At 65.0% G+C, this 22,926-nt stretch carries 22 protein-coding genes; 16 read left to right on the top strand and 6 right to left on the bottom strand.

Features of this window, described 5'->3' with window-relative positions; translation table 11 throughout:
• Positions 1–11: 11 nt before the first annotated feature.
• The 6 genes from N7E70_RS00820 to N7E70_RS00845 form a co-directional block, all read right to left on the bottom strand.
• Positions 12–839, bottom strand: a complete 828-nt coding sequence (locus N7E70_RS00820) for a sugar phosphate isomerase/epimerase family protein (RefSeq protein WP_067954715.1) — start codon at positions 837–839, stop codon at positions 12–14.
• Positions 836–2,011 carry a Gfo/Idh/MocA family protein gene (locus N7E70_RS00825; protein ID WP_083948239.1) on the bottom strand — a complete coding sequence of 392 codons (1,176 nt, stop codon included), beginning with the start codon at positions 2,009–2,011 and terminating at the stop codon, positions 836–838. Before N7E70_RS00825 ends, N7E70_RS00820 begins: the two co-directional genes overlap by 4 nt.
• Before the next feature lie 107 nt (positions 2,012–2,118).
• Positions 2,119–2,469: a RidA family protein gene (locus N7E70_RS00830; RefSeq protein ID WP_067954718.1), complete on the bottom strand. Its 351-nt coding sequence runs from the start codon at positions 2,467–2,469 to the stop codon at positions 2,119–2,121.
• Positions 2,466–3,158 carry an HpcH/HpaI aldolase family protein gene (locus N7E70_RS00835; RefSeq protein WP_067954720.1) on the bottom strand — a complete coding sequence of 231 codons (693 nt, stop codon included), beginning with the start codon at positions 3,156–3,158 and terminating at the stop codon, positions 2,466–2,468. Before N7E70_RS00835 ends, N7E70_RS00830 begins: the two co-directional genes overlap by 4 nt.
• Before the next feature lie 10 nt (positions 3,159–3,168).
• Positions 3,169–4,164, bottom strand: a complete 996-nt coding sequence (locus tag N7E70_RS00840) for a sialidase family protein (RefSeq protein WP_067954722.1) — start codon at positions 4,162–4,164, stop codon at positions 3,169–3,171.
• Positions 4,165–4,193: 29 nt separating this feature from the next.
• On the bottom strand, positions 4,194–4,589 hold the full coding sequence (locus N7E70_RS00845; RefSeq protein WP_067954724.1) for a cupin domain-containing protein: 396 nt from the start codon (positions 4,587–4,589) through the stop codon (positions 4,194–4,196).
• Between the two features lie 421 nt (positions 4,590–5,010).
• On the opposite strand from N7E70_RS00845, the gene exbB reads away from it, so the two are divergent.
• From exbB to N7E70_RS00925, 16 genes are all read left to right on the top strand, one after another.
• On the top strand, positions 5,011–6,144 hold the full coding sequence (gene exbB, locus N7E70_RS00850) for a tonB-system energizer ExbB (protein WP_263005205.1): 1,134 nt from the start codon (positions 5,011–5,013) through the stop codon (positions 6,142–6,144).
• An 11-nt stretch (positions 6,145–6,155) separates the two neighbouring features.
• Positions 6,156–6,617: a TonB system transport protein ExbD gene (exbD, locus tag N7E70_RS00855; protein ID WP_067954728.1), complete on the top strand. Its 462-nt coding sequence runs from the start codon at positions 6,156–6,158 to the stop codon at positions 6,615–6,617.
• Positions 6,614–7,516 (top strand): TonB family protein, encoded by a 903-nt coding sequence (locus N7E70_RS00860; protein WP_067954729.1) that lies wholly within the window; start codon positions 6,614–6,616, stop codon positions 7,514–7,516. The genes exbD and N7E70_RS00860 overlap by 4 nt, the downstream gene beginning before the upstream one ends.
• 371 nt (positions 7,517–7,887) lie before the next feature.
• Positions 7,888–8,391 carry an RNA polymerase sigma factor gene (locus tag N7E70_RS00865; RefSeq protein WP_169808286.1) on the top strand — a complete coding sequence of 168 codons (504 nt, stop codon included), beginning with the start codon at positions 7,888–7,890 and terminating at the stop codon, positions 8,389–8,391.
• A gap of 114 nt (positions 8,392–8,505) precedes the next feature.
• A complete protein-coding gene (locus N7E70_RS00870) occupies positions 8,506–9,477 on the top strand; it encodes a FecR family protein (protein ID WP_067954732.1) in 972 nt (323 codons plus the stop codon).
• A 130-nt stretch (positions 9,478–9,607) separates the two neighbouring features.
• Positions 9,608–11,914: a TonB-dependent receptor gene (locus tag N7E70_RS00875; protein WP_263005206.1), complete on the top strand. Its 2,307-nt coding sequence runs from the start codon at positions 9,608–9,610 to the stop codon at positions 11,912–11,914.
• Positions 11,915–11,973: 59 nt separating this feature from the next.
• Entirely contained in the window at positions 11,974–12,258 is a 285-nt protein-coding gene (locus N7E70_RS00880) for a DUF2218 domain-containing protein (protein ID WP_067954736.1), read from the top strand.
• A 92-nt stretch (positions 12,259–12,350) separates the two neighbouring features.
• Positions 12,351–14,132: an IucA/IucC family protein gene (locus N7E70_RS00885; protein ID WP_067954738.1), complete on the top strand. Its 1,782-nt coding sequence runs from the start codon at positions 12,351–12,353 to the stop codon at positions 14,130–14,132.
• Complete coding sequence (locus N7E70_RS00890; RefSeq protein ID WP_067965769.1) at positions 14,116–15,828, top strand: IucA/IucC family protein; 1,713 nt, start codon at positions 14,116–14,118, stop codon at positions 15,826–15,828. Before N7E70_RS00885 ends, N7E70_RS00890 begins: the two co-directional genes overlap by 17 nt.
• A gap of 10 nt (positions 15,829–15,838) precedes the next feature.
• Positions 15,839–17,107: an AMP-binding protein gene (locus tag N7E70_RS00895; protein WP_185910225.1), complete on the top strand. Its 1,269-nt coding sequence runs from the start codon at positions 15,839–15,841 to the stop codon at positions 17,105–17,107.
• On the top strand, positions 17,107–18,408 hold the full coding sequence (locus tag N7E70_RS00900) for a DUF6005 family protein (RefSeq protein WP_067954742.1): 1,302 nt from the start codon (positions 17,107–17,109) through the stop codon (positions 18,406–18,408). The genes N7E70_RS00895 and N7E70_RS00900 overlap by 1 nt, the downstream gene beginning before the upstream one ends.
• A complete protein-coding gene (locus N7E70_RS00905) occupies positions 18,405–19,250 on the top strand; it encodes a sugar phosphate isomerase/epimerase family protein (RefSeq protein WP_067954744.1) in 846 nt (281 codons plus the stop codon). Before N7E70_RS00900 ends, N7E70_RS00905 begins: the two co-directional genes overlap by 4 nt.
• Positions 19,251–19,322: 72 nt before the next feature.
• The gene (locus tag N7E70_RS00910; RefSeq protein ID WP_067954745.1) at positions 19,323–20,228 is read left to right on the top strand and encodes a siderophore ABC transporter substrate-binding protein; all 906 of its coding nucleotides are present in this window, start codon (positions 19,323–19,325) and stop codon (positions 20,226–20,228) included.
• Positions 20,228–21,190, top strand: coding sequence for an ABC transporter permease (locus tag N7E70_RS00915; RefSeq protein WP_263005207.1), 963 nt, complete (start codon positions 20,228–20,230; stop codon positions 21,188–21,190). The genes N7E70_RS00910 and N7E70_RS00915 overlap by 1 nt, the downstream gene beginning before the upstream one ends.
• Before the next feature lie 16 nt (positions 21,191–21,206).
• Complete coding sequence (locus N7E70_RS00920; RefSeq protein ID WP_067954749.1) at positions 21,207–22,124, top strand: iron chelate uptake ABC transporter family permease subunit; 918 nt, start codon at positions 21,207–21,209, stop codon at positions 22,122–22,124.
• Positions 22,121–22,879, top strand: coding sequence for an iron ABC transporter ATP-binding protein (locus N7E70_RS00925; RefSeq protein ID WP_067954750.1), 759 nt, complete (start codon positions 22,121–22,123; stop codon positions 22,877–22,879). The genes N7E70_RS00920 and N7E70_RS00925 overlap by 4 nt, the downstream gene beginning before the upstream one ends.
• The last annotated feature ends 47 nt before the right edge of the window (positions 22,880–22,926 follow it).

Consider the following 22,926-nt stretch of genomic DNA (forward strand, 5'->3'; position numbering starts at 1 on the left):
GGCGTCTCCGTTCAGATGCCGAGCACGCGCAGGAAGGCGCGGCTGTCGCGGATGACGTCGTCAGCCGGGATCTCCCAGCCGAACAGGTGCGATTCATATTCGACCGAGGCGGAACCGGCGTAGCCAAGGCGCCGCAAGGTGTCGGTGACGGCCTTCAGGTCGACCTCGCCGGTGCCGAGCGGCACGCATTTGAAGTCGGGATAGAGGCCGACCGAATCCTTGACGTGGAGATTGCTGATGCGGTCGAACAGCAGCTCCGCCGCCCTGACCGGATCCTCGCCGCGCAGCTGGAAATGGGTCGGATCGAAAGCGACGCGGACATCAGAGCCGGGGATCGCCTTGAACAGGTCGAGATATTCGTCGGCCTTGGCGACGATGTGCATCGAGCAGCCTTCGATGCCGAACTTGACGCCGCGATCCCTGGCGTGGTCGCAGACCTCCTCCAGGGCGGCGGCCAGGTACTTTCGCGCCGTCGCGATGTCGATGCCGCCGAAGGCGCGGCCGGTAAAGACCCAGACCATAGGCGCGCCGATGTCGCGCGCCAGGTCTACCGATGCCTTGAGATAGTCGATGCCGGCGCGGCGTTCCTCCTGTTTCTCCTTGGCGAGATGCAGGCAGGCGCTCAGTGCCGAGATGTTCATGCCGGCAGCCGAAATGGCGCGGGCGACCTCGGCCCGGCCTGCCGCATCGAGTGCCGGCGTCACATGCGGCACGAAGCCGTTGCTCCACAGGTCGCCATTGAGCTCGACCGAGCTGTAGCCGGCCTGCGACAGCTTGCCCGCCAACTCAGTGACGGGCAGCTGGTGCAGGAAGGTGCTGTAGAAGCCGGCGCTGATCATGACCGGCCCGCCTTGGCATCGTAGCCGTGGCCCTCGAAATCGGGAAATGCGAAGGGCGCGTCGTCGGCCAAAGGCAGCGACACCCAGGCGCGGGCAATCTGCGAGCTGTAGGCGGCATGGACCAGCTCGGTGGCGCGGGCGCCGTCGAAGCCGGTGGCGCCGATGCCGTCGCGTGTGCCGGAGAGGATTTCCTCAGCCATGCCGGCGAGTTGCTCGGCATAGGTGTCCCATTCGTTGCGCGGCGGCCAGATCGACAGCCAGCCGTCCCAGGCATGGCGGTTCTGCTTGGAGCGCGCAGTGGGGTAGACGGCCTTGCTGATCGGTTCCGGCAACTCGTTCATCGGCACCGTGGTGTTGATGGCGAGCGGCACGTCGAAGAAGGGCGAGCCGGCATTGGTCCAGAACGACAGCGAGCCCTTGGTGCCGTAGAGTTCGGTGGCATCGCCGAGCACCGGCGAATAGCGGTCGGCGATGAAGGAGCCGCGCGCGCCCTTGTTGGTGCGGACCATCAGATGGACGTTGTCGTCGACGACCGGCGGGATGACGCAGTGGCTGACATCGGCCACGACTTCGGCATAGTCGTCATCGAGCAGGTAACGCAGCATGTCGAAGCGGTGGATCAGGTTGTCGTTGGTGGTGGCGCCGCCCGACCGTTCGAGATCCCAGCGGAAGTTGGAGCCGTCGACCCAGTTGTCCCATTTCGCCGAGAACACGGTGCGGAAGGAGAACACTTCGCCGATCAGACCGGCCTCAATGGCGAGTTTGGCCATGCGAATCTGATTGAGGTAGCGCTGGTTGAAGCCGGTCTTGAGCACGATCTTGTGCTCCTCGGCGATCCTGGCCATAGCGATCGCGTCGGGATAGGTGACGGCCAGCGGCTTCTCGCACAGCACATGCTTGCCGGCACGGGCGCAGGCCTCGAAGTCGCGGCGATGCAGGTTGTTGGGCGTGGCCATGATGACGATGTCGACGGACGGATCGGCGAGCATCTTGTCCAGGCTGGTGTAGATGTTGGCGCCGCCATAGGCGTCGGCCAGCGTCCGGGCGCGCGCCTCATCGATGTCGCAAACCGCGGCGAGCCTGGTCGAGACACCAGCCGCAACGGCCGGCGCATGGCCGTCGTGGACAATATTTCCGGCCCCGTAGAGCCCCACTCCCAATTGACGTGACATGGCAGTTCTTCCGTTTTCTCTGGCCGCAGGCCGGCATTCCCGCTCGACAGGTCGAGCAAGCGCTTGCCGGTTCGGACCGGGTTTTCAGTTGAGGTTTGGCGCGGCGCTCAACGCGCCGCGATGACGGCGATTTCGACCAGGTTCTTCGGCCGCGCCAGCGGCGATCCGACGGTGGCGCGCGCCGGCGTGTTGCCTTTGGCGACCCAGGCGTCCCAGACCGCGTTCATCTCCTCGAAGGTGGCCACGTCGGTAAGCCAGATGTTGGCCGACAGGATCTTCGACTTGTCGGTGCCGGCCTCAGTGAGATAGGTGTCGATCTTGGCGAGGATCTGCCGTGTCTGCTCGGCGACGGACGGCACCGGATCGGTGGCCGTCTGGCCGGCGAGATAGACCGTGTCGCCGTGGATGACGATCTGCGACATGCGCTCGCCCTGGCGCAGCCGTTCAATCTTGCTCATGTGTTGCTCTCTTTCATTATGTGCCGGAAGTCGTTGGCTCCGGTGACCAGGAAATTGTTGGCATGCTCGTAGAGGAAGCGGCAGCCGCCGCGGACGAAGGCGGCGACCGTGTCGCGCGTCACCAGCGTTCCCGGCACCTTGCCTGCGGCGCGGATTTTGGCGGCGCAATCGAGGACGAGGCGCTTGACGTCGGGATGGTGGGTCTGGCCGTTCAGGCCCATCGAATGCGACAGGTCGTTGGGGCCCATGAAGAACGCGTCGACGCCTTCGACGGCGACGATGGCATCGAGGTTGGCGACCGCCTCGAGCGACTCGATCATCGCCACCACGACGGTATCCTCATGGTTCTGCGGTCGGGCCCGGCGGACCGCCGCGACGATGCTGCGGGCGCCGTCGGCATCGTCGACATGCGGCACGATCAGGCCGCCGGCGCCGGCGTCGAGGTAACGCGTGAGCAGATGGTCGAGATTGGCTTCCGGCCGGACGATGGACTGCAGGCCGGCGGCACGCGCCGCGCGGCACATGTCCTGTACGGTCTGGATCGAGGCCGTGCCATGCTCGCAATCGATGAACACGCCGTCGATCCCAAGCCGGCCGAGGAACTCGGTCAATGCCGGCGAGGGATGGTCGGGGTTGAGGACGACGACGGGTTCGTCCCGCAGAAGGCGTTGCTTGAACGGATTGGCCATGATGCGCCCCTCAGCCGATGGCGATGGAAAAGACATGGCCGATGCCACGGGGAAGCGGATGCGCACGCCAGCTGTCGCCGGCATCGTCGCTCAGGAAAACCTGGCCGAACTTGTCCGAGCAGACGAGCCGCTTCGGGTCGGTCGGGTCGACAGCCATGGCAAAGACGGTGCTCTTCAGGGGCGCGCCGAGATCAAGGCGCTGGAAGCTCGCGCCGCCATCTGTAGAACGGAAGAAGTCGCCCAGGTCGCCATCGAAATCGTTGCCGGCGCCGAGATAGATCGTGTCAGCCGGGCCCTGGCCGAGGACGCGGCAATAGGAGCCCTTTTCGCGCAGTGCCGGCACCGGCAGCTTGCGCCAGCGGCGGCCGTGATCGCGGCTCTGGAAAGCGCCGACACGTGTCGTCACCGACACCTTGCCCTCGGCATCAACAAGCACCGAATGCAGGTCGACGGCATCCTCGACGACATAGAGCCCGTCGAGCGCCTGGCGCCAGCTGCGGCCGCCGTCCTCCGACATGATCAGGCCGCCGATCTCGATGCTGGCGTAGATCCTGTCCGCATTGGTGGGGTCGACGGCAATGCGGGTGATGCGCCTTGGCATGCCGGCCGTGATGTCGGGGTAGCCGACCGAGACGTCGAGGCTACGCCAGCTGCGGCCATTGTCGGTCGACTTGAAGATCGCCGGCGGCTCGTAGCCGGCAAACAGCGTGTCCGGCTCATGCGGATGACGGGTCAGCGACCACACTGCGAACTCCGGCTTCGGCGCGTCGAGCCGGGACCAGCTGTCGCCATAGTTCGTGCTGCGGAAGATGCCGTCCTGCGCGGCGGCGAACACTTCGCCCGGACGTCTGGGATCGGCGAGCAGGGCGAATGTCTGCGGTACGGCGGGAAAGCCTTTCTCGATCCGCTCCCAGGCGCCGCCATCGCGGCTGCGCAGCAGGCCTGAGCTCATGAAGCGGCCGGGATCGGTGTCGCCGGCGAGCCCGGCATAGAGGGTGATGGTCATTGTCGTGGTCGCAGCCTGGATGAAAGGGGTCAGTAGCTTTCCGGGTCGGTCGAATAGTCGACGACGGGCGCATCCTTGACGCCGAAGGCCATGGCCAGCGCCCGGATGCCGTTATGCTCGTGCGCCGGCTTGATCGAGTGCCGCGCATTGGGCGGAATCGTGACCAGGTCGCCGGGGCCGATCTCGCGGGTCTCGTCCTCGATGGTCATCAGCGCCCGGCCGGAGAGCATGAAATAGAACTCGTAGGTGGGGTGGTGGTGGGTGTTGACCTCACCGCCGGCGCGGATCTCGAACTCGCTGATCAGTTCGAGATGGCCGCCCAGCGTCGCGTCCCGCATCGCGCGCGGCGGCACCAGCCACCACACCGGCGTGGTGCCCTGGTGCTCGAGTGTCGGTCGCGTGAAATCGCTCGAGCGGATGTCCATCGGAGCGCTCCTTTAGCCGGCCAATGCTGATCTTGTTGTCTGGGCCTCGGGGCCCTGCGATGGACCGGACCTTACGAACGGCCCTCGGCGCTGGCCAGAAATGGGTTATCGCCAACTTTATTGATAAGCCGCAGCGCGCTCGTGCGAACGTCGAAGGCGGTCAGCCGAGCCTCCGATTTCCCTGCGCCTCAGCCCTTTCGATCGCGCCTCGTCCTCGACGCATGAATTCTGGTGTGTCATTCTCATGTTTCTTGGGCGCTTTTCTTGATTAAAGAAGTCAACAATGTTAGAGGCCCGGCACGACACCTGCCTTTGAGTCATTTGCGTGCGATCGGAGACTGCGGACATGAGAAGCATCTGGGGCATCACAAGCACCGGGACGGCTTTCGGGTCGCAAGCTCAGTATCGGTCCGGACGCATCATGGCAGCGGCGCTGTACATCACGCTGAGCGCGGGCGCGGCTTTCGCCCAGCAGACCGCGCCGGCTGAGGTGGAGCCCACGGCACCCGCAACGAGCGCTCCAACAGCTCCAGCAAATCCGACGGCAGCCGTCGCCACGCCGACCGCCCAGCCAGCAGCGCCCGGCGATGCTCCCAATGCGGCCGCCCCCGCAGCCGAAGCAACGCAGCCACGTATCAACGCCCTGCCGCAGCCGGGCGCCAACGTCGCACCACAACCGGACCAGGCTGCCGGTGAGCCGACGGTCGCACCGGCGGCCACGGCGCCTGCAACCGGGCAGCCTGCTGTGTCCGCGCCGATCGACACGACCGTCGGTGCACCTGCCGGCACGGACGTTCCCAAGAGCCTGTTGCCGCACGACCTCTCGCCCTGGGGCATGTTCATGGCCGCCGACTGGGTGGTCAAAGGCGTGATGATCGGCCTTGCCTTCGCCTCGCTGATCACCTGGACCGTGTGGCTGGCCAAATCACTCGAGATCGCCGCAAGCAAGGCGCGGCTGAAGAAGGCGCTGCGCGGTATCCTGCACGCCCGCAGGCTCGCCGACGCCTCGCAGACGCTCGGCGACCGCGCCGGCATCGGCGGCGTGCTTGTTCGCGCCGCCGTCGACGAGTTCGAAATGTCGGGCCACGAATTCGGCCATGCCGACGCCTCGGGCATCAAGGAGCGCGTCGAGTCGAGGCTGATGCGCATTCAGGCGCAGGCAGGCCGCCGCCTCAGCCGCGGCACCGGCGTGCTCGCCACGATCGGCGCGACGGCACCCTTCGTCGGCCTGTTCGGCACCGTCTGGGGCATCATGAACTCGTTCATCGGCATCTCGGAATCGCAGACGACCAACCTCGCTGTCGTCGCTCCCGGCATCGCCGAAGCGCTTCTCGCGACCGCGGTCGGCCTGATCGCCGCCATTCCGGCGGTGGTGATCTACAACGTCTTCGCGCGTTCGATCACCGGTTACCGCCAGGGCCTGGCCGACGCCGCGGCTGGCGTGCAGCGCCTGGTCAGCCGCGATCTCGATCGCCAGCCACAGCGCAGTGAGCGCTTGCCGGCCAATGAAGCCATGCGCGGCAACGGGCGTGGCGCGCCCGCCGTCGCTGTCTAGGAGTCGGGACCATGGCCGGCGGCATCAGACAATCCGTTGACGAGGACGATCTCCAGGAAAACCACGAGATCAACGTGACGCCGTTCATCGACGTCATGCTGGTGCTCTTGATCATCTTCATGGTGGCAGCACCCCTGGCCACCGTCGACGTCAATGTCGACCTACCGGCCTCGACCGCGACCGCCACGCCGCGCCCTGAGGAGCCGCTTTACGTGACGCTGAAGGAAGACCTCAGCATCTCGATCGGCCAGGACGCGGTTGCCCGCACCGCGTTCCAGCAGCAGCTCGATACCGCCGCCAAGGCCGACAAGGAAACCCGCATCTTCCTGCGCGCCGACCGCGGCGTCGACTATGGCGAGCTGATGGAAGTGATGAACCTGATGCGCGGCGCGGGCTACCTCAAGATAGCGCTCGTCGGGCTGGAGCAGGTGCAGGCCACTCCGCCTGCGGTCAGCGAGGGGCAGGCGCAATGAGCGCTGCAACGCATGACCAGTTCAGCTTCGGCGGCATCAGCCGCAGCGAGGCATTGCTGTGGTCGACGGCGGCGGCCGTCATCTTTTCCGTCCACATGGCCGGCGCCTGGTATCTCAACCAGCAACCGCCAATGATGATGGAAGACATGCAGGCGCAGTCCGCCGTGATGATCGACCTCGCGCCGATGGCAATGGCCCCGGAAGCCGTTGAGCAGGACGTGACCGACATGGTCGACAGTGCGGCGGCCGAAAACGTCGAGGAAATGACCGAGACCATTTCGCCCGATCCAGTCGAGCCGGTGACGGAGCCGGTCGAGCAGGTCGCGGAGCTGACGCCGGAGCCTCTGGAAGAAGTCACCGAGGCCGAGCCGATCGAGGACGTGATCCCCGACCTCGTCGAGGCACCGCTGCCTGAAGTGGCGATGGCGATCCCCGAACCGCGTCCCGAGATCAAGAAGCCGAAGCCGGTGGAAAAGCCGGTGCGCGAAAAGAAGCCGGTGCAGAAGAAGCCCGAGCCGGTCAAGGAAGCCAAGATCGAGAAGAAGCCGTCGCAGCAGAGCGCCGCGGCGAAGAAGTCGGCGCAGAACTCCGACAGCGTGCGCGCGCCCGCACCCGGCCAGGGCAGCGGCAAGGCAATGTCGCCGGCGCGCTGGCAGTCACGCGTCTTCGCCCATCTGAACAGGCACAAGCCGCGCAACGTGCGCAACCGGGGCGTTGCCGCAGTTCAGTTCTCGTTCAATTCCGGCGGCGACGTGCTGTCGGTCAAGCTTATCAATTCGTCTGGCGACCCGGCGCTCGACGAAGCTGCGGTCAGCCTGGTGCGCCGGTCCTCGCCGATCCCGGCGCCGCCGCCGGCGGTGCCGTCAGTGATCGTTGTTCCGATCGACTTCAAGCGCTGACGGGCGCCTCCCTGTCAGGTGCAGCCAGGCGCAGTCCCTCATCGAAACGCCTCGTGGTTCACGTCCGGCTTCCATGGTCGGCTGGCGATCACTTTGCGCCTGCAAGCATCGTGTGTTGTTTCTGCTACACCCGTAAGACTTTCTTACTGCGACAATTCATGCGGGCCGCGATGCGACTGCCGCCGTTAGTTCAGCAGAATCAAACACTAAACATGATAAAAATAGGAAGGTTTTAGCCCGCAACCCCGGCAGTGCCGTGTTTTCCCTAAGGTGTTGGGGTTGCAGGCACTTTTTTGATGGCCTATCGAACGTCCGTCGCGGCCGCCCCCCAGGCATGCGCGATCGGAACTGGTGCAAACAAGAGTGAAAAAATGACACTCACCAGGCTGATGACCAGCTTTGCGACGTTGCGTCCGCGCATCGAGGCGCTGACGCGTGGCCGCGTCGGTTGCAGCGCGACCTCCGAGGACATCGTTCAGGACACGTGGATCAGGCTGTCCAACGTCCGTCATGACGACGCCATCGACAACCACGCCGCCTTCACCATGCAGGCGGCGAAGAATGCTGCCATCGGGCACTTCCGCAAACAGCAGCGGCGCAACGAGATCGACGCCGAGGTCAATGAGCTTCTGTCGACGTCGGTGGACGAGATCTCGCCCGAACGCATCGTCATGGGTCGCGACATGCTGCGCGCCGTCGACAAGGCATTGCAGACGATGCCGGAGAGAAGCCGGCGCATCTTCCTAATGAACCGGGTCAACGGCGTCTCGCACCGCGAGATCGCCCGCCAGCTCGGCATCAGCGACGAGGCCGTCTACTACCATATCCGCCGCGTCGTCGAGCGCCTGGCCGAGCTGCGCGACAGCAACGGCTGACCTGTTCCAAGATTTATTTTGCCGTGACGCTTAGGCGTGGTGCCATCTCGCGTGTCTATGATAGCAAGATGGTTAGTGTGCCCGAACCGATGGGCACCGCTTGCGTGACTGGCGATGGGCAAAGGGCAACACGGATCCGAGATCGACCGCGGCATCGCACTCGATGCGCGCGACTGGATCGTTCGACTAAGCGCCGGCAATGTCAGCCGGCAGGATCTCGACCGATTCAACGCCTGGCGGGCCCAGTCCCCGGGGCATGCGCGGGCCTTCGCCCGCGAAAAGGAATTCTGGCAGCTGCTGCAAAATGTCGACGGCAGCGGCCTGGATGTCGCCCCGGTTGCTATGCCAATGCCTCGGTCGGCCGTCAGCCGGCGCAAATTCCTCGTTGGCGGCGCCGTCGCCGCCTCGGCGGCGGCTGTCGCTGCTCCGCGGGTCCTGACCTGGATGCGGTCGGACTTCGCAACCGGCGCGGGCGAACAAGTGTCTGCCACCCTGCCCGACGGCTCGACCATGCTGCTCAACACCAACAGCGCCGTCGATGTCGATTTCCGACCGGGCCTGCGGCTGGTGAACCTGCTTTCGGGCGAAGTCGAATTCTCGGTCAGGCCCGATACCCGCGCACCGTTCCGTGTTGCGGCCCTCGGTGGCAACAGCGATGCCGTCGAAGGCACCTATGCTGTTCGTTCCATCGCAGACGAAGTGACGGTCACGGCATCGGCAGGACGCATTTCCGTCTCGGGCGGCGCCAAGGCCGATGCGGCCAACACCGTGTCGCTCGCCACCGGCCAGCAGACGCGCTACCTCACTGGCAAGGCGCCGCTCGCAGTTGCCGACGTCAATCTCGAGAGCGAACTCGCCTGGCGTGGCGGCCGCGTGGTATTCGAGGGCAAGCCCTTCGTCAGCGCCATCGGCGAGCTTGGTCGCTACGTGCCCGAACGCCTCGTGATCGCTACGCACACCCATGATGCGAGCCCTGTCAGCGCCGTGTTCCTGACGCGCGACGCCCATGACGCGATCGAGGCCCTGGCCCAGACGCAAGGGATGTCGGTGCATCGGGTTCCGGGCGTCGTCATCGTCATCTCCTGAGCCCGACGAAGTCGATCCAACTTATTTCAGAAAAATCGCAACTGGCTCTTTAGGCAGTTGGCCTGTTCGCGCGTCACACCATCGAGGGCGCGCGGTGGATGCGTGCGCCAGACCTTTGGGGACCAGCACGATGGGCAACGGCAACATGGATTTTGGCAGCAGGGCGTCGGGGCGCCTGCTGGCACGGCTTCTTGTGGGCACGGCGCTTGGCGCCGGTATGCTGACGGCTGGCACGGCGATGAGTGTTGCCCATGCACAATCGGCGACGCGCGCGCAGAGCATCAGCCTGCCGGCACAGTCGCTCGGCCAGTCGTTGAGGCAGCTGGCGGCGCAGACCGGCCTGCAGATCGCCTTCGGAACCGCTGACGTCGGAGGGGCAGCCGCCCCTGCCGTCTCGGGTAACTTGTCGCCGGAACAGGCGCTGCAGCGCCTGCTCGCGGGCAGTGGCCTCAACTACCGCTTCACCGGGCCCAATACGGTTTCGGTCCAGTCGGCCTCCGCCAGCGCGGCTACGGGCGGGCTTAGCGTCTCGGCCAATGGCGCTGTGGTTCTCGACACCATCGACGTGACCACGCTGGGCTCCGGCGGCAGCGTCAACAATGTGCAGATCAACACCGCGGATCTGGCGCAGAAGGCGCCTGCCGATCTGCAGGAAGTGTTCGCCAACGAACCCAAGGTCGCGGTCGGCAGCTCACTTCCGATGTCGCAAAAGGTCTATGTGCAAGGCATCGAAGAGACCAATCTTGCAGTTACTGTCGACGGAGCCCGCCAGAACAACAAGGTCTTCCACCACAACGCGACCAACCTGATCGACCCCTCACTGCTCAAAGCCGTCAGCATCGACGCGGGTGTAGCCCCGGCCGATGCCGGCCCCGGCGCGCTCGGCGGCTCGATCGCCTACGAGACCAAGGACGCGCGCGACCTGCTCGAGCCGGGCAAGAGCCTCGGCGGCCTGGTCACCGGCACCTACGACTTCAACAGCGAGACCTCGACTGTCGGTCTCGCCGCATATGGCATGAAGGACGGCTTGGAGTTCTTCGGCTATCTGAACTTCGCCAAGGGCGACAACTACACCGCCGGCAATGGCAGTGAGGTCGGCGGGACCAGCGCCAATCTGTTGAGCGGCATCGGCAAGGTCGCCTACCAGGCGGAAAACGGCTATCGCTTCGAGCTGAGCCACGAACAGCTGCGCGACGACGCCCCCCGGCCGTTCCGCGCCAACATGGGCGAACTCGATCCTCCCAAGTACTGGGAGCCGAAGATCCGCGACTATACGCTAGACCGCAGCAGCACCGTCTTCACGTTCACTGACGATTCTCCCGAAGGATGGTGGGATCCGAAAGTGGTGATCGCCTACACGAGCGCGACCGTGGAGACGCTCATCTATCCGAGGCCCGTGGCACCGAGCACCGTTTCAGCCACTTATACCGGTATCGGCAAGACCGAGAGCCTTAACGGCAAGGCAGAAAATCGCTTCGCGCTCGACATGGGCAGCATCACCGCCGGCTTCGATTTCTACAAGGACACCGCCGATCTGGACGCCAAGGAAGATTCGTCCACCGAGCATGCCAGCAATGTCGGCCTCTACGCTCAGGCCCGGCTGGAGCCATGGGAGCGGGCGCGGCTGTCATTCGGCGCACGCGGCGACAACCAGTGGTTCGAGGGAACGACGGGACAGGAATGGACCAATGCCGGTCTGAGTGGCAACATCTCGGGCGAATATGACCTCGTTCCCGAATTCCTCACTGCCAAGGCCGGATATTCGCATATCTGGGCCGGGGTGCCGCTGGCCGAGAATTTCAACTTCAATCCGAAGTGGAACTACGGCGACGGTCCGAAGCCGGTGACATCGGACAACTTCACCGCAGGACTGGTCGCGACCTATGAAGGCTTCACCCTTGAGGGCGGCATCTTTCGTACCGACATCTACGACGCGCGCACCGCCTACTGGCCTCCCGGACGAGCCATCGAGGCACATGATGTCCGCTCACAGGGCTTCTCGCTCGGCGGTGGTTATGACTGGGGTGCAGGGAATCTCAGCGTCAAATATGTCAACATCGACGTGACCATCGACGGTGGACCGGCGGATTCTTACCTCGGCAACTACCTAGCGACCCCGGTCGGCCAGATTTTCACGCTCGCCGCCGTACACCGTTTCGACGACTGGGGCGTAACCGTTGGCGGCGACGTCGAGATCGCCCTTGACTACGACAAGTTGCCGAAGGGCTCGAAGCGGATCGAGGGGCACGAGGTGGTCAACGTCTTCGTCGAGTACCAGCCGGAGTCGCATCCGAACCTGACGTTCCGCGGCGAGGTGAAGAACCTGTTCGACGAGAACTATGCCAGCCGCGCGACCTACGGCCAGGAGTTCAACGATGTGAAGCCGTTGCTGGAGCCGGGCCGATCATTCCGGCTGAGCGCGACGGCCAAGTTCTGACCCTGATGGCCACGGGCGTTGTCCGTGGCCATTTCAACTGAAGCACGGACGGAGAGATCATGTTCCAATCGACAGGACGGTTCGAGACTGCGCATGGCGTGAAGTACCTGACCCAGCTGTGCAAGCATTTTGCCCATAAGATCGAGGTGAGCCATGGCGACGGACATGGCGAATGCCATTTCCCGTTCGGCCATGCCGTGATGAAGGCCGATGTCACTGGCCTAGCGATCGAAGTGGATGCGCCCGACGCCGATCAGTTGGCGCGGACCAAGGCCGTCATCGACGACCACCTCGTCCGCTTCGCCTTCCGCGAGCCGGAACGCAGCATCGCGTGGAGTGCCTGAGGCGCCAGGCAGCGCCTACGTTCCCGAGAAAATCCGTCAGATACCCAGCTGCTGCAAGGGACTCTATCGGTCAAACCATGTGGTGACGACAGATGAAGCTCACGCAGCGGCAGGTTGCCGAACACGCGACGTTCCAGAATTTCGCCAACTGCTATGTCCGCGAAATCTCGCCCGGCAGGGTGACCCAGCACAGGGTCGGACCGGAAGACCCCATCGACTGCATCGAACTGGTTCTGGCAGCACAGCAGCTGGTGCTGCTCGCCGAGCTTCGGTCGCACTCGCTCTGCGGCCCGCACCGCTTCGGACAGGTCTGGCAGCGCCGGGCGACGGAAGGCGGCTGGCGCAATGTCGAGCCCTTCGCCGCACTCCAGCTTTTGTTGCAGGAGGCCTACAGGCAGCTGCATGACGAGCGCGGCGATGCGATGCGCGGCTGCGAACTCGAACTGCTCGGGCGGGCGCTGCAGAGCTACCAGCAGACGCTGCGCTACATCGAGGCACATCGCGTCGACGATGACGACGACAGCTTCATCGCAGCCGAACAGTCGCTGGTGTTCGGCCACTCGCTGCACCCGACGCCGAAGAGCCGGCAAGGCATGACCTCCTGGCAGGAGCCGAGCTATGCGCCTGAGCTGCGCGGCAATTTCCAGCTCGTCTATTTCGCCGCCGACGCCTCCATCGTCAGCCACAAGTCCGCGGCCAGCCAATCCGCGCCCGAGATCGTCGCGTCGCTGGCAGGTCCCGGCGAGATCGAGACGCGGCGTGGTGAGATGCTGCTGCCGATGCATCCGCTGCAGGCCGAAGCGCTCTTGCTCGACGACGGCATCCGCGACCTGCAGGCATCGGGCAAGCTGCGCCTCATCGGTCCGGCCGGCCCGGCATTCACCGCTACGTCCTCCGTGCGCACGGTTTACAACAAAGATCTGCCATGGATGCTGAAGTTCTCGCTGCCGGTGCGGATCACCAATTCGCTCAGGGTCAACAGCCGCAAGGAGCTGGAGGCCGGCGTTGCCATGGCCAAGCTCGTGCAGCGGGCAGGCATCGGCGGCGGCGACGGCCGCTTCAGAATCATTTCCGATCCGGTCTACATCACGCTCGACCTGCCCGGTCGCGGCGAAAGCGGGTTCGAGGTGATCCTGCGCGAAAACCCGTTTGTCGCCTGCAAGGGCAATGGCAAGATCACCATCGCAGCACTGACCGCCGAGCCGCTGCCGGGTGAATGGTCGCGGCTCGAACGCATCATCTACAATATCGGCCTAAGAGACGGCACGCATCCCGAGCTGATCTGCCGCTACTGGTTCCAGCGCTATCTCGACTGCGCGCTCGACCCGCTGGTCTGCCTCTATGACGATTTCGGCCTGGCACTCGAAGCGCACCAGCAGAACAGCCTGATCGACATCAGCCAGGGCTATCCGAGCACGGGTTATTATCGCGACAATCAGGGCTTCTACCTCTCGAAACGCCACCGCGCTCGCCTCAGCCAGCATGTGCCGGAGGCGGCGGAGATCGCCTCGCTCTACTACGACGACCGCGATATCCAGGACCGCTTCGCCTACTACCTGATCGTCAACCAGATCTTCTCGGTCATCGCCCGCATGGGCCATGACGGCCTGGTCGAAGAGGAGGTCCTGCTGAACATGCTGCGGGACCGGCTGGAGGTGCTGTCGCGAACGACATCGGGCGTCGGCCGCGAATTCGTCCGCGGCGTACTCGACCGCCCGACGGTAGCGTTCAAGGCCAATCTGATGACGCGGCTGTTCGATGTCGACGAGCTGCAGACAAGCAACGAGCGCTCGCTCTATGCCCGCCAGCCCAACCCCCTCTTCGCGGCCATTGCGGGCCTCTATCACGGAGATGGCAGTGCCCTTGCCTCTTGACCTGCCCGGCCGCCCCGATGAGCGCGTGGTCAGGCAATTGGTCGAGGCGGTGCTGTATGAGGGGCTCGTCGTGGCTGGTGTAACCGGCGACGGCGCACAGCTCGTCTTTACCTGGTCGGATGGCGCCAAGCGGTTTCGCTGCTCGGGCATGGCAGGCGCTTTCGGCCGGATCCGCCTTTCGGCCGGCTCGGTCGAGAGCGAGGGCCGCGACGGCTTCTGGCAACCGGCGACACTCGACGAGCTGGTCGCGAGCCTGCCGGCCTCGGTGGAAGACCGGCGCCGGCTGCTCAGCGAGCTGCACAGCACGGTGGCGCATTGCAGTTGGAACGAGCGCAACCTGCACAGTGGTCCGCGTCGCGACCTGGCCTTCGCCGCGCTGGAAGGCGCCCTGCACGAGGGCCACGCCTATCACCCATGCTTCAAGGCGCGGACGGGGTTCAGCGAAAGCGACCATCGCGATTTCGGCCCCGAAGCCGGCAACAGCTTCCAGCTCGCCTGGCTGCTGATGAAGCGCACAGAGGTGAGCCAGCGCTTGCCTGGGGATGAAGGCGCGTTCTGGATCGCCGAGCTTGGGGCGGACGTTTGTGCGCAGCTCGACCGCGAGCGCGCGCGCCTCGGCCTTGGCTGGGCGGACTACTGCCTGCTGCCGCTGCATCCCTGGCAGTGGCAGTCGCTGCGGGAGACGCTGCTTGAGCCATGGCTTGCCGATGGCACGGCGCATTTCGCCGGCATCGCCGGCGACCGTTACGTTGCGAGCCAGTCGATCCGGACGCTGCTCAATACCGACCGCACCGAGGCGGCAAACGTCAAGCTGTCGATGAACATGAGCAACTCGTCGTCGCTGCGGACAATCGAGCCGCATTCGGTGTGCACGGCGCCTGTCATCTCGCGCTGGCTCGGCGAAATCGTCGCCGGCGATCCGCTGTTCGAAACGACCTATCCGCTTGTCGTGCTCGACGAATATGCCGGCATCATCGCTGGCCGCGACGGGCCGCTGGCCGGCCAGCTCGCAGCGATCTGGCGCCGCAGCGTCAGCGCAACGCTCGGTGACGGCGAACAGGCCGTGCCGTTCAACGCACTGATGGCTGTCGAGCATGACGGACGCCCATTCATCGACGCGTGGGTGCACCGCCACGGCTTCCGCAACTGGCTGGAGCAATTGTTGCAAGTCGCTGTGCTGCCTGTCTGGCATCTGCTCGTCGGGCACGGCATCGCCACCGAGGCGCATGGACAGAACATGGTGCTCGTCCACCGCGACGGTTGGCCTGTCAGGCTCGTGCTACGCGACTTCCACGACAGTGTCGAATACGTGCCTGGCTTCCTGCATGAGCCGGACAGGGCGCCCGATTTCCTGGCGCTCGACCCAGACTATCGGGACGCACCGCCCGACCAGTATTACTGGATGGAAGATGTCGAGACGCTCGGCGAATTGGTGACGGACGCGCTGTTCGTCTTCAACCTGGCCGAGGTCTCGCACCTGTTGCAGACATTCTACGGTCTGCGCGAAGCCGACTTCTGGAACGCCGTCCGGCAGATGCTGGCCGAGTACGCCGCCACTCATGGGCTCGGCCACCGGCAGGACATGCTCGGCCTCGCGCGCCCGAGATTGACGGCTGAAGCCCTGCTCGCCCGCAAGCTGAACACCGGCCGCTCCAGCCATGCCGTCCCCAACCCCCTCTCCACCCCCGACGCCTGAAGGAAAATCGATGCTCCAGATCGACGACAGGTACTATGACCGACAGAAGTTCGAGCAGATGGTGGCGCAAAGCGCCGACCGGGCCGGACTTGACCCGAACGGGCGCTATGCCGTCTGTTTCAGCGACACGGCGGCCTGGCTGGCGCTGTTCTTCGCCATCCGCAACATCGGCGCCAGCGTCTTCCCTATCCATCCGGCAACGCCGCATGCCGCGGCACGCCGCCTGGCCGTCGCGGCGGACTGCCACGCGCTCTATTTCAACAGCCTCGACGCCGAGACGCTGTCGAGCGAAACCCCGCCAGGCGCCACCGGTCAGCTCCTGCAGATGAGCTCGGGCACGACGGGCGCGCCGAAATGCATCGCCCGCGGCTGGGCCGAGATCGACGCCGAGGTGGCAAGCTATGTCGCGACCTTCCGCAAGCCGGAGGAGATGACGCCGGTCATCGCCTGCCCGACGACGCATTCCTACGGGCTGATCTGCGGCATCCTCGTCGCCCTGAAGCGCGGCCGGACGCCCGTCATCGTCGATGCCGGCAATCCGAAATACCTGCTCAGGACCCTGCGCGCTATCGAGCGGCCATTGCTCTATTCGTCGCCGGCGGTGCTGCACACGCTGGCCCGGCTGATGCCCGAGGGCGAGAAGCTGTTCGCGGCGATGACCTCCGGCACGGTGCTGCCTGAGCCGTGGTTCGCCCGCATCCGGGCACGCACCACGCATCTGTTCCAGCAATATGGCTGCTCGGAAACCGGCTGCATCGCGGTCAACCCCGATGTCACCGACGCGGCCGACATGGGCTTCGTCCTGCCGCATCACGCGGTCAGCTGCAGCAACAGCGCGGTTGCGCCATCCGAAATTGTCGTCAGCGGTCCGAATGGCGCCGTCGCTACCCGCGACCTCGGCTACTACAGGCCTGATGGCATGCTGGTGTTCGTCTCTCGGCTCGACGACACCATCAATGTCTCCGGCCTCAACGTCTATCCGCGCGAGGTCGAAGACGTGGTGATGTCGATGCCTTCGGTCACCGACGCCGTCGCTTTCCGCAAGGCTGACACGCTGGCCGGCGAGCGGGTCGGCCTGCTGTTCAGCGCCACCGAGCGGCTGGAGGGGCCCGTCGTGCGGCAATGGTGCGCCCAGAACCTCGCCAGCCACCAGTTGCCGATGGAGATCGTCCAGGTCGACGCGATACCACGCCAGGCCAACGGCAAGATCAGCCGGCGCGAAGTGGCGGCACAGCATGCCGCCGGCCAGTTCACGGCAGTGGCGAGGGAGGTCGCGTGATGAACACCGAACAGGTGATCGAAGCGATCGGCACAGTGCTGCACGATCACATGAAGCACGCCCATGTCGAGCGTTTCGGACCCGAGGCACGGCTCAACGAGGACCTCTATCTCGACTCGGTGCTGATTCTCGAGATCTTCCTCAGCCTGGAGCTCGAGTTCGGCCTGGCCGCGCCGGAGGAAGCAATCAACCGCCAGGACATCGAGACGGTGCGCGAGCTGGCGCAGCTGTTCACCGGCGAGGCGAGTGTCGCTGCAGAGCGCTCCGCGCCGGCCGGTGAAGGCGTGCATGGCGAGGACTATATCGACATCAAGGTGCATTGCTTCGTCAGCAGCGTCTGCGACGCGCTGAAGCGCTCCGGCATCGACCAGCGGCCGTTCTATTTCAGTGTCTGGGACGCCGGCTTCGCCATCAACGAGCGCTGGCAGCTCGCCTATCACGACAAGTCGATCAACCACGATTTCTTCCACGCCTGGTACCAGCGGCTCTACGGCGTCGGCATGCATTGTTGGTACGACCCGGCACGGTCGAAGGACCAAAACCTCGTCGTCATGCTCGACCTGCTCGAGCGCAAGCGCGACAGCGAATATCTGATGGTGATGCTGGACCTGTTCCACCTGCCGGAGCGGGAGAACAAGTTCAACCAGAACCCCTTCCCGCATTATCTGATGATCGAGAAGACCGACGATCCGAAGATCTGGCAGGTCAACGATCCCGACTTCCGCTGGGAAGGTCAGATCGCCCGCGACAAGGTCATCCACGCCATCCGCCAGCCAACCGTGGGCGGCGGCTACATCTTCGACCGGCTGGAAGCGCGCGTGCCCGCCGCCACCGACCTGCGCGACTTCTTCCTTGCCTGCTACCAGCCCGACCACAATCCGCTGGTCGACGGCGTGCGTCGCATCGTTGCAGCCCATCTCGACGGCAGGGACGGCGTCAAGCTCGCCGATCTTGGTGCGGCGCTGCGCGAGGTGCCTGTCATCTCGATCCGCAAATATGCCTATGAGCACGGCTTCGCCTTCTTCTGGCGCGAGATGAAGCTGGCCAATGCCGATTTCGACCATTGGTGCGACCAGATCGAGCGGGTGATCCAGGACTTCAAGACGCTGCACTACGCCGTCATGAAGCTGGCACAGACCGAGGACCACAGCCTCGCCGACGACGTGTTCTGCCGCCTCGACACGCTGGACGGGCTCGAAAAGCGGATCAAGGCGCACCTCGGCGAAGCCTTCCAGGCCTGGTGCGCCACAAAGGGCATTCCCCACACACTTCCCGCCGAACTGCTCGGAGCAGCCGAATGAAAATCTCGCTCTGCACCATCACCTTCCGCCATCATCTCGTCTCGCTCGAGGACATCGCCAGATGGGCTGGGGCCAACGACTTCCAGGGCATCGAGCTGTGGGGCGCGCATGCGCGTAACCTGGCCTACCAGCCGCAATGCGACGCCGACTGGCTGGCCGGGCAAGGGCTCTATGTGCCGATGGTCAGCGACTACCTGCCGCTCGACGGCGACGCCGAAACCTTGCGCAAGAAGACCGTCGACCTGTGCCGCCTCGCCCGGCATTGGCGGGCGGGCAAGATCCGCACCTTTGCCGGCAGCCGCGGCAGCCGGGATACCCCGGCCGAGGTCAGGCGTATCCTCACCGCGCGGCTGCACGAGGTTGCCGGGATGGCCGCGGATTTCGACCTAGAACTTTTGGCCGAAACGCATCCCGGCACGCTGGCCGATTGCGGCGCCTCGACGCTCAGGCTGGTCGCCGAGGTCGACCATCCGGCGTTCAAGATCAATTTTGACACGCTGCATGTCTGGGAAGGCGGCGATGACCCCGTCGCCGCGCATTCAGCGATGCGTCCCCATATCCGCCATTACCATCTCAAGAATGTGCGCTCGCGCGCCGATCTCAGGGTCTTCGAGCCGGCTAATGTCTATGCTGCAGCCGGCAGCCGCGAAGGCATGACGCCGCTGTTCGACGGCAAGGTCGACTATCGGCGCTTCCTTGCAGAGCTGCGCGACGACCCCACTGTCGAGGCCTCGCTCGAATGGTTCGGCAATGATTGCTTCAATGTCCTGCGCAGTGACCGACAAGCAATCAAGCGTCTGAAAAGCCCCAACGAAGTCTTGCTGCGCACCGGCAGCTTCTGATATGCGCAAAAGAAGAGTATTTGGCGAAGGTTTTATCCAACCAACGCCCACCGACAAGGACGGAGATAACAGATGAAGTTTGTTCGCCTGCTGGCCACTCTTTCGGCGGCACTGGCTATTGCCACCGCACCCGCCCTTGCGGTCGAGATCACCACCGCAACCGGCCCCAAGACCATCGACAAGGTGCCGGCCAAGGTCGCCGTCTATGACATCGCCGCGATCGATACGCTGAACCGCCTCGGCATCCAGCCGGCCGGCATCCCCGACAAGCTGTTCGTGCCGGAACTCGCCGGCGTCGCCAAGGGCGCTACCGTCGTCGGCACGCTGTTCGAGCCAGACCTCGAGGCGCTGAATGCGCTCGCCCCCGATCTGGTGATCGTCGGCGGCCGTTCGTCGACGCAGGTCGAGGCGACGTCGCGCGTGGCGCCGACGATCGACATGACGATGGATGGCGACGACCTGGTGACCCAGGCCAAGGCGCGCCTCGCCGCCTATGGCGAGCTGTTCGCCAAGCCGGACGAAGCAGCCGCTGCCGCCAAGGAGCTGGACGCCGCGGTCGAAGCCGCAAGGCAGGCCGTCAAGGGCAAGGGCAAGGCGCTGATCCTGATGACCAACGGCCCGAAGATCACCGCCTACGGCCCCGGCTCGCGCTTCGGCTGGGTGCACAAGACGCTCGACCTGGAGCCGGCTGTCGCCGACGTCGAGGCGGCAACGCATGGCGAGGCGATCTCGTTCGAATTCATCAGCAAGACCAACCCGGACTGGTTGCTGGTGCTCGACCGCGCCGCCGCGATCGGCTCGAACGACCAGGGCGCCAAGGCAACGCTCGACAACGAGCTGGTAGCCCAGACGACCGCATGGAAGAAGGGCCAGGTGATCTTCCTACCGTCGCCCGACTTCTACATCGCCGCCGGTGGCGTGCAGTCGACGCATCGCGTGCTGTCCACCATCGAGCAAGCCTTCGCCAAGGCCAAGTGATGGCAGCGTTGCCCAACATCCGGCTGCTCGTCGCCGCCGGGCTCGTCGGGCTTTTTGCCGTCAGCCTGAGCATCGGCGTCGATGATCTGCCTGTGGACAGCGTGTTCACCGATGCCGGTGCGCTACAGCTTCTCCTGGTCAGCCGCCTGCCGCGAACCGTGGCCGTGGTGCTGACCGGCGCCGGCCTGGCGATTGCGGGGCTGGTGCTGCAGATCCTGGTGCGCAACCGCTTCGTCGAGCCGATCACCACCGGCACCGGCCAGAGCGCCGCGCTCGGCGTGCTTGCCGTGACCTTGCTGGTTCCGACCGCCTCGATCGCGATGAAGACGCTGGGCGCCAGCGTGACCGCACTTGCCGGCACGTCGATCTTCCTTGGCATCGCGCATCGGCTGCCGCCGACGCAGCCCTTTCTCATCCCGCTGTTTGGCCTCGTCTATGGCGGCGTCATCGGGGCTGCGGTGACGTTCATCGCCTGGCAGACCGACCTTTTGCAATATGTCGACGTCTGGACCAATGGCGAGTTCTCCGGCGTGCTGCGCGGACGCTACGAGCTGCTGTGGATCACGGCTGCCATGGTGGCTCTGGCCTGGTGGGTCGCCGACCGGCTGACCATCGCCGCGATGGGGCGCGAGGTCAGCCTCGGGCTCGGCCTCAACTACCAACGCATCGTCCAGCTCGGCCTGGTCATGGTGGCGGTGATCTCGTCGCTGGCCGTCGTCGTCGTCGGCATGATCCCTTTCGTCGGACTGGTGGTACCCAATCTCGTTTCGCGCCTGATGGGCGACAATCTGAAGAGCGCCCTGCCTTGGGTCGCCGTCAACGGCGCTACACTCCTGCTGGCCTGTGACGTCGTCAGCCGCGTCATCCGCTACCCCTACGAAATTCCTGTCGGTACCGTGCTCGGCGTCGTCGGTTCGGGGCTGTTCCTGTGGATCCTGTTCGGGCGGGCGCAGCGTGCCTGACAAACGTCTCCTGACAATGGCTGTCGCGGCCCTGATCGCGGTGATTGCCTTCATGACCATCGGCCTGCGCGGCAACATCGCCTTCGCGCTCGAACTGCGCGCCGTGCGGCTGGTGACGCTGATTCAGGTCGGCGTGGCAATCGCCATCTCGACGGTGGTGTTCCAGACGGTGACCGCAAACCGGGTGCTGACGCCGCAGATCATGGGGCTCGACGCGCTTTACCTGTTCGGCCAGATGGCGCTGGTGCTGGCGCTCGGCAGCGTCGGTTACGTCGCGCTCGACCCGCGCCTGAAATTCGCCGGCGAGGCCGGCCTGATGATGGTCATGGCGCTGGTACTGTTCCTGCCGATGCTGCGGCGGCGGTTCGACATCGGCCTGCTGCTGCTGACCGGCGTCGTGCTCGGCGTGCTTTTCCGCAGCCTCGCCTCGCTTATCGCGCGGCTGATCGACCCGAACGAATTCGCCGTCGTCCAAGGTTCGAGTTACGCCGACTTCAACACGGTGCGGCCGGACCTGGTCGTCATCGGCCTGGTGGTGACGACGATTGCCGCCATCATCCTCTGGCGCCAGCGCCACCTGCTCGACATCGTGGCACTCGGCGCCGACAGTGCCACCGGGCTTGGCGTGTCATGGACCAAGGCGCTGACCGGGCTGCTGCTTTTGGTGGCTGCCCTGGTTGCGGTGTCGACGGCGCTGGTCGGGCCGGTAACCTTCTTCGGGCTTCTGGTGGTGGCGCTGGCCGAGCGCATCGTCGATAGCCGCCGCCATCACCTGTTGCTGCCGGCGGCGATGCTGACCGCCGTCATCGTGCTGCTTGGCGGCCAGATGGTGCTGCAGCATCTTCTGGGCGGTGCCGCGACGCTCGGCGTCGTCATCGAATTCGTGGGGGGCCTCGTCTTCCTGGCCATGCTGATCACAACGAGCAAGCGATGATCGAGATCAAGAATGTTTCGTTGCGCCTCGGCGACACGCAAATCCTGGAGGATGTGTCGCTGACCATGCCCAAGGGTGGGGTGACGGCGCTGGTCGGGCCCAACGGCGCCGGCAAGTCGAGCCTGTTGTCGCTGATCGCCCGGCTGCAGCCGCTGCAGAGCGGATCGATCTCGGTCGACGGCCTGCCGGTCGACACGACGCCAAGCCGCCAGCTGGCCAGGACGCTCGCCATATTGCGCCAGGACCCGGCGGTGGCAAGCCGACTAAAGGTGCGTGAACTCGTCGGCTTCGGCCGCTTTCCGCACCAGCGCGGGCGAATCGACGCAAACGACACGAAGCTGATCGAGACGGCATTGCAGCAGTTCGGCCTGATGGATCTCGCCGACCGCTTCCTCGACAATCTGTCGGGCGGCCAGCGCCAGCGCGCCATGGTCGCCATGGCCTTCTGCCAGGGCACCGACTACATGCTGCTGGACGAACCGCTGAACAATCTCGACATGCTGTTTGCCCGCCAGTTGATGCGTGACCTGCGCGCGGCCGCCGACAACGACAAACGCACCGTCATCGTCGTGCTGCACGACATCAATCACGCCGCCGTCTATGCCGACCGGATCGTTGCAATGAAATCGGGGGGCGTCGTCGCCGACGGATCGCCGGCCGAGGTACTTCAGCCCGACATGCTGGCCCGCGTCTTCGGCTACGGCATGGACGTCATCGACGTCGGCGGCGCGCCGCTGGTGCTGCACCACCGCTGACTTTTCCCAACTCCGGACGGAAACCGCTGCACGGTTTTCCTGACTTG

The organism is Aminobacter sp. NyZ550, assembly GCF_025628925.2.
Lineage (GTDB): Bacteria > Pseudomonadota > Alphaproteobacteria > Rhizobiales > Rhizobiaceae > Aminobacter > Aminobacter ciceronei.

What these genes read in the sequence shown, in the direction of transcription:
- exbB (WP_263005205.1), top strand. Translation starts at nt 5,011, where the DNA reads ATGGCAGCGGCGCTGTACATCACGCTGAGCGCGGGCGCGGCTTTCGCC.
- N7E70_RS00875 (WP_263005206.1), top strand. Translation starts at nt 9,608, where the DNA reads ATGGGCAACGGCAACATGGATTTTGGCAGCAGGGCGTCGGGGCGCCTG.
- N7E70_RS00825 (WP_083948239.1), bottom strand. Translation starts at nt 2,011, where the DNA reads ATGTCACGTCAATTGGGAGTGGGGCTCTACGGGGCCGGAAATATTGTC.
- N7E70_RS00865 (WP_169808286.1), top strand. Translation starts at nt 7,888, where the DNA reads ATGACACTCACCAGGCTGATGACCAGCTTTGCGACGTTGCGTCCGCGC.
- N7E70_RS00920 (WP_067954749.1), top strand. Translation starts at nt 21,207, where the DNA reads ATGGCTGTCGCGGCCCTGATCGCGGTGATTGCCTTCATGACCATCGGC.
- N7E70_RS00870 (WP_067954732.1), top strand. Translation starts at nt 8,506, where the DNA reads ATGGGCAAAGGGCAACACGGATCCGAGATCGACCGCGGCATCGCACTC.
- N7E70_RS00895 (WP_185910225.1), top strand. Translation starts at nt 15,839, where the DNA reads ATGCTCCAGATCGACGACAGGTACTATGACCGACAGAAGTTCGAGCAG.
- N7E70_RS00820 (WP_067954715.1), bottom strand. Translation starts at nt 839, where the DNA reads ATGATCAGCGCCGGCTTCTACAGCACCTTCCTGCACCAGCTGCCCGTC.
- N7E70_RS00900 (WP_067954742.1), top strand. Translation starts at nt 17,107, where the DNA reads ATGAACACCGAACAGGTGATCGAAGCGATCGGCACAGTGCTGCACGAT.
- N7E70_RS00880 (WP_067954736.1), top strand. Translation starts at nt 11,974, where the DNA reads ATGTTCCAATCGACAGGACGGTTCGAGACTGCGCATGGCGTGAAGTAC.
- N7E70_RS00830 (WP_067954718.1), bottom strand. Translation starts at nt 2,469, where the DNA reads ATGAGCAAGATTGAACGGCTGCGCCAGGGCGAGCGCATGTCGCAGATC.
- N7E70_RS00905 (WP_067954744.1), top strand. Translation starts at nt 18,405, where the DNA reads ATGAAAATCTCGCTCTGCACCATCACCTTCCGCCATCATCTCGTCTCG.
- N7E70_RS00915 (WP_263005207.1), top strand. Translation starts at nt 20,228, where the DNA reads ATGGCAGCGTTGCCCAACATCCGGCTGCTCGTCGCCGCCGGGCTCGTC.
- exbD (WP_067954728.1), top strand. Translation starts at nt 6,156, where the DNA reads ATGGCCGGCGGCATCAGACAATCCGTTGACGAGGACGATCTCCAGGAA.
- N7E70_RS00885 (WP_067954738.1), top strand. Translation starts at nt 12,351, where the DNA reads ATGAAGCTCACGCAGCGGCAGGTTGCCGAACACGCGACGTTCCAGAAT.
- N7E70_RS00835 (WP_067954720.1), bottom strand. Translation starts at nt 3,158, where the DNA reads ATGGCCAATCCGTTCAAGCAACGCCTTCTGCGGGACGAACCCGTCGTC.
- N7E70_RS00860 (WP_067954729.1), top strand. Translation starts at nt 6,614, where the DNA reads ATGAGCGCTGCAACGCATGACCAGTTCAGCTTCGGCGGCATCAGCCGC.
- N7E70_RS00845 (WP_067954724.1), bottom strand. Translation starts at nt 4,589, where the DNA reads ATGGACATCCGCTCGAGCGATTTCACGCGACCGACACTCGAGCACCAG.
- N7E70_RS00925 (WP_067954750.1), top strand. Translation starts at nt 22,121, where the DNA reads ATGATCGAGATCAAGAATGTTTCGTTGCGCCTCGGCGACACGCAAATC.
- N7E70_RS00910 (WP_067954745.1), top strand. Translation starts at nt 19,323, where the DNA reads ATGAAGTTTGTTCGCCTGCTGGCCACTCTTTCGGCGGCACTGGCTATT.
- N7E70_RS00840 (WP_067954722.1), bottom strand. Translation starts at nt 4,164, where the DNA reads ATGACCATCACCCTCTATGCCGGGCTCGCCGGCGACACCGATCCCGGC.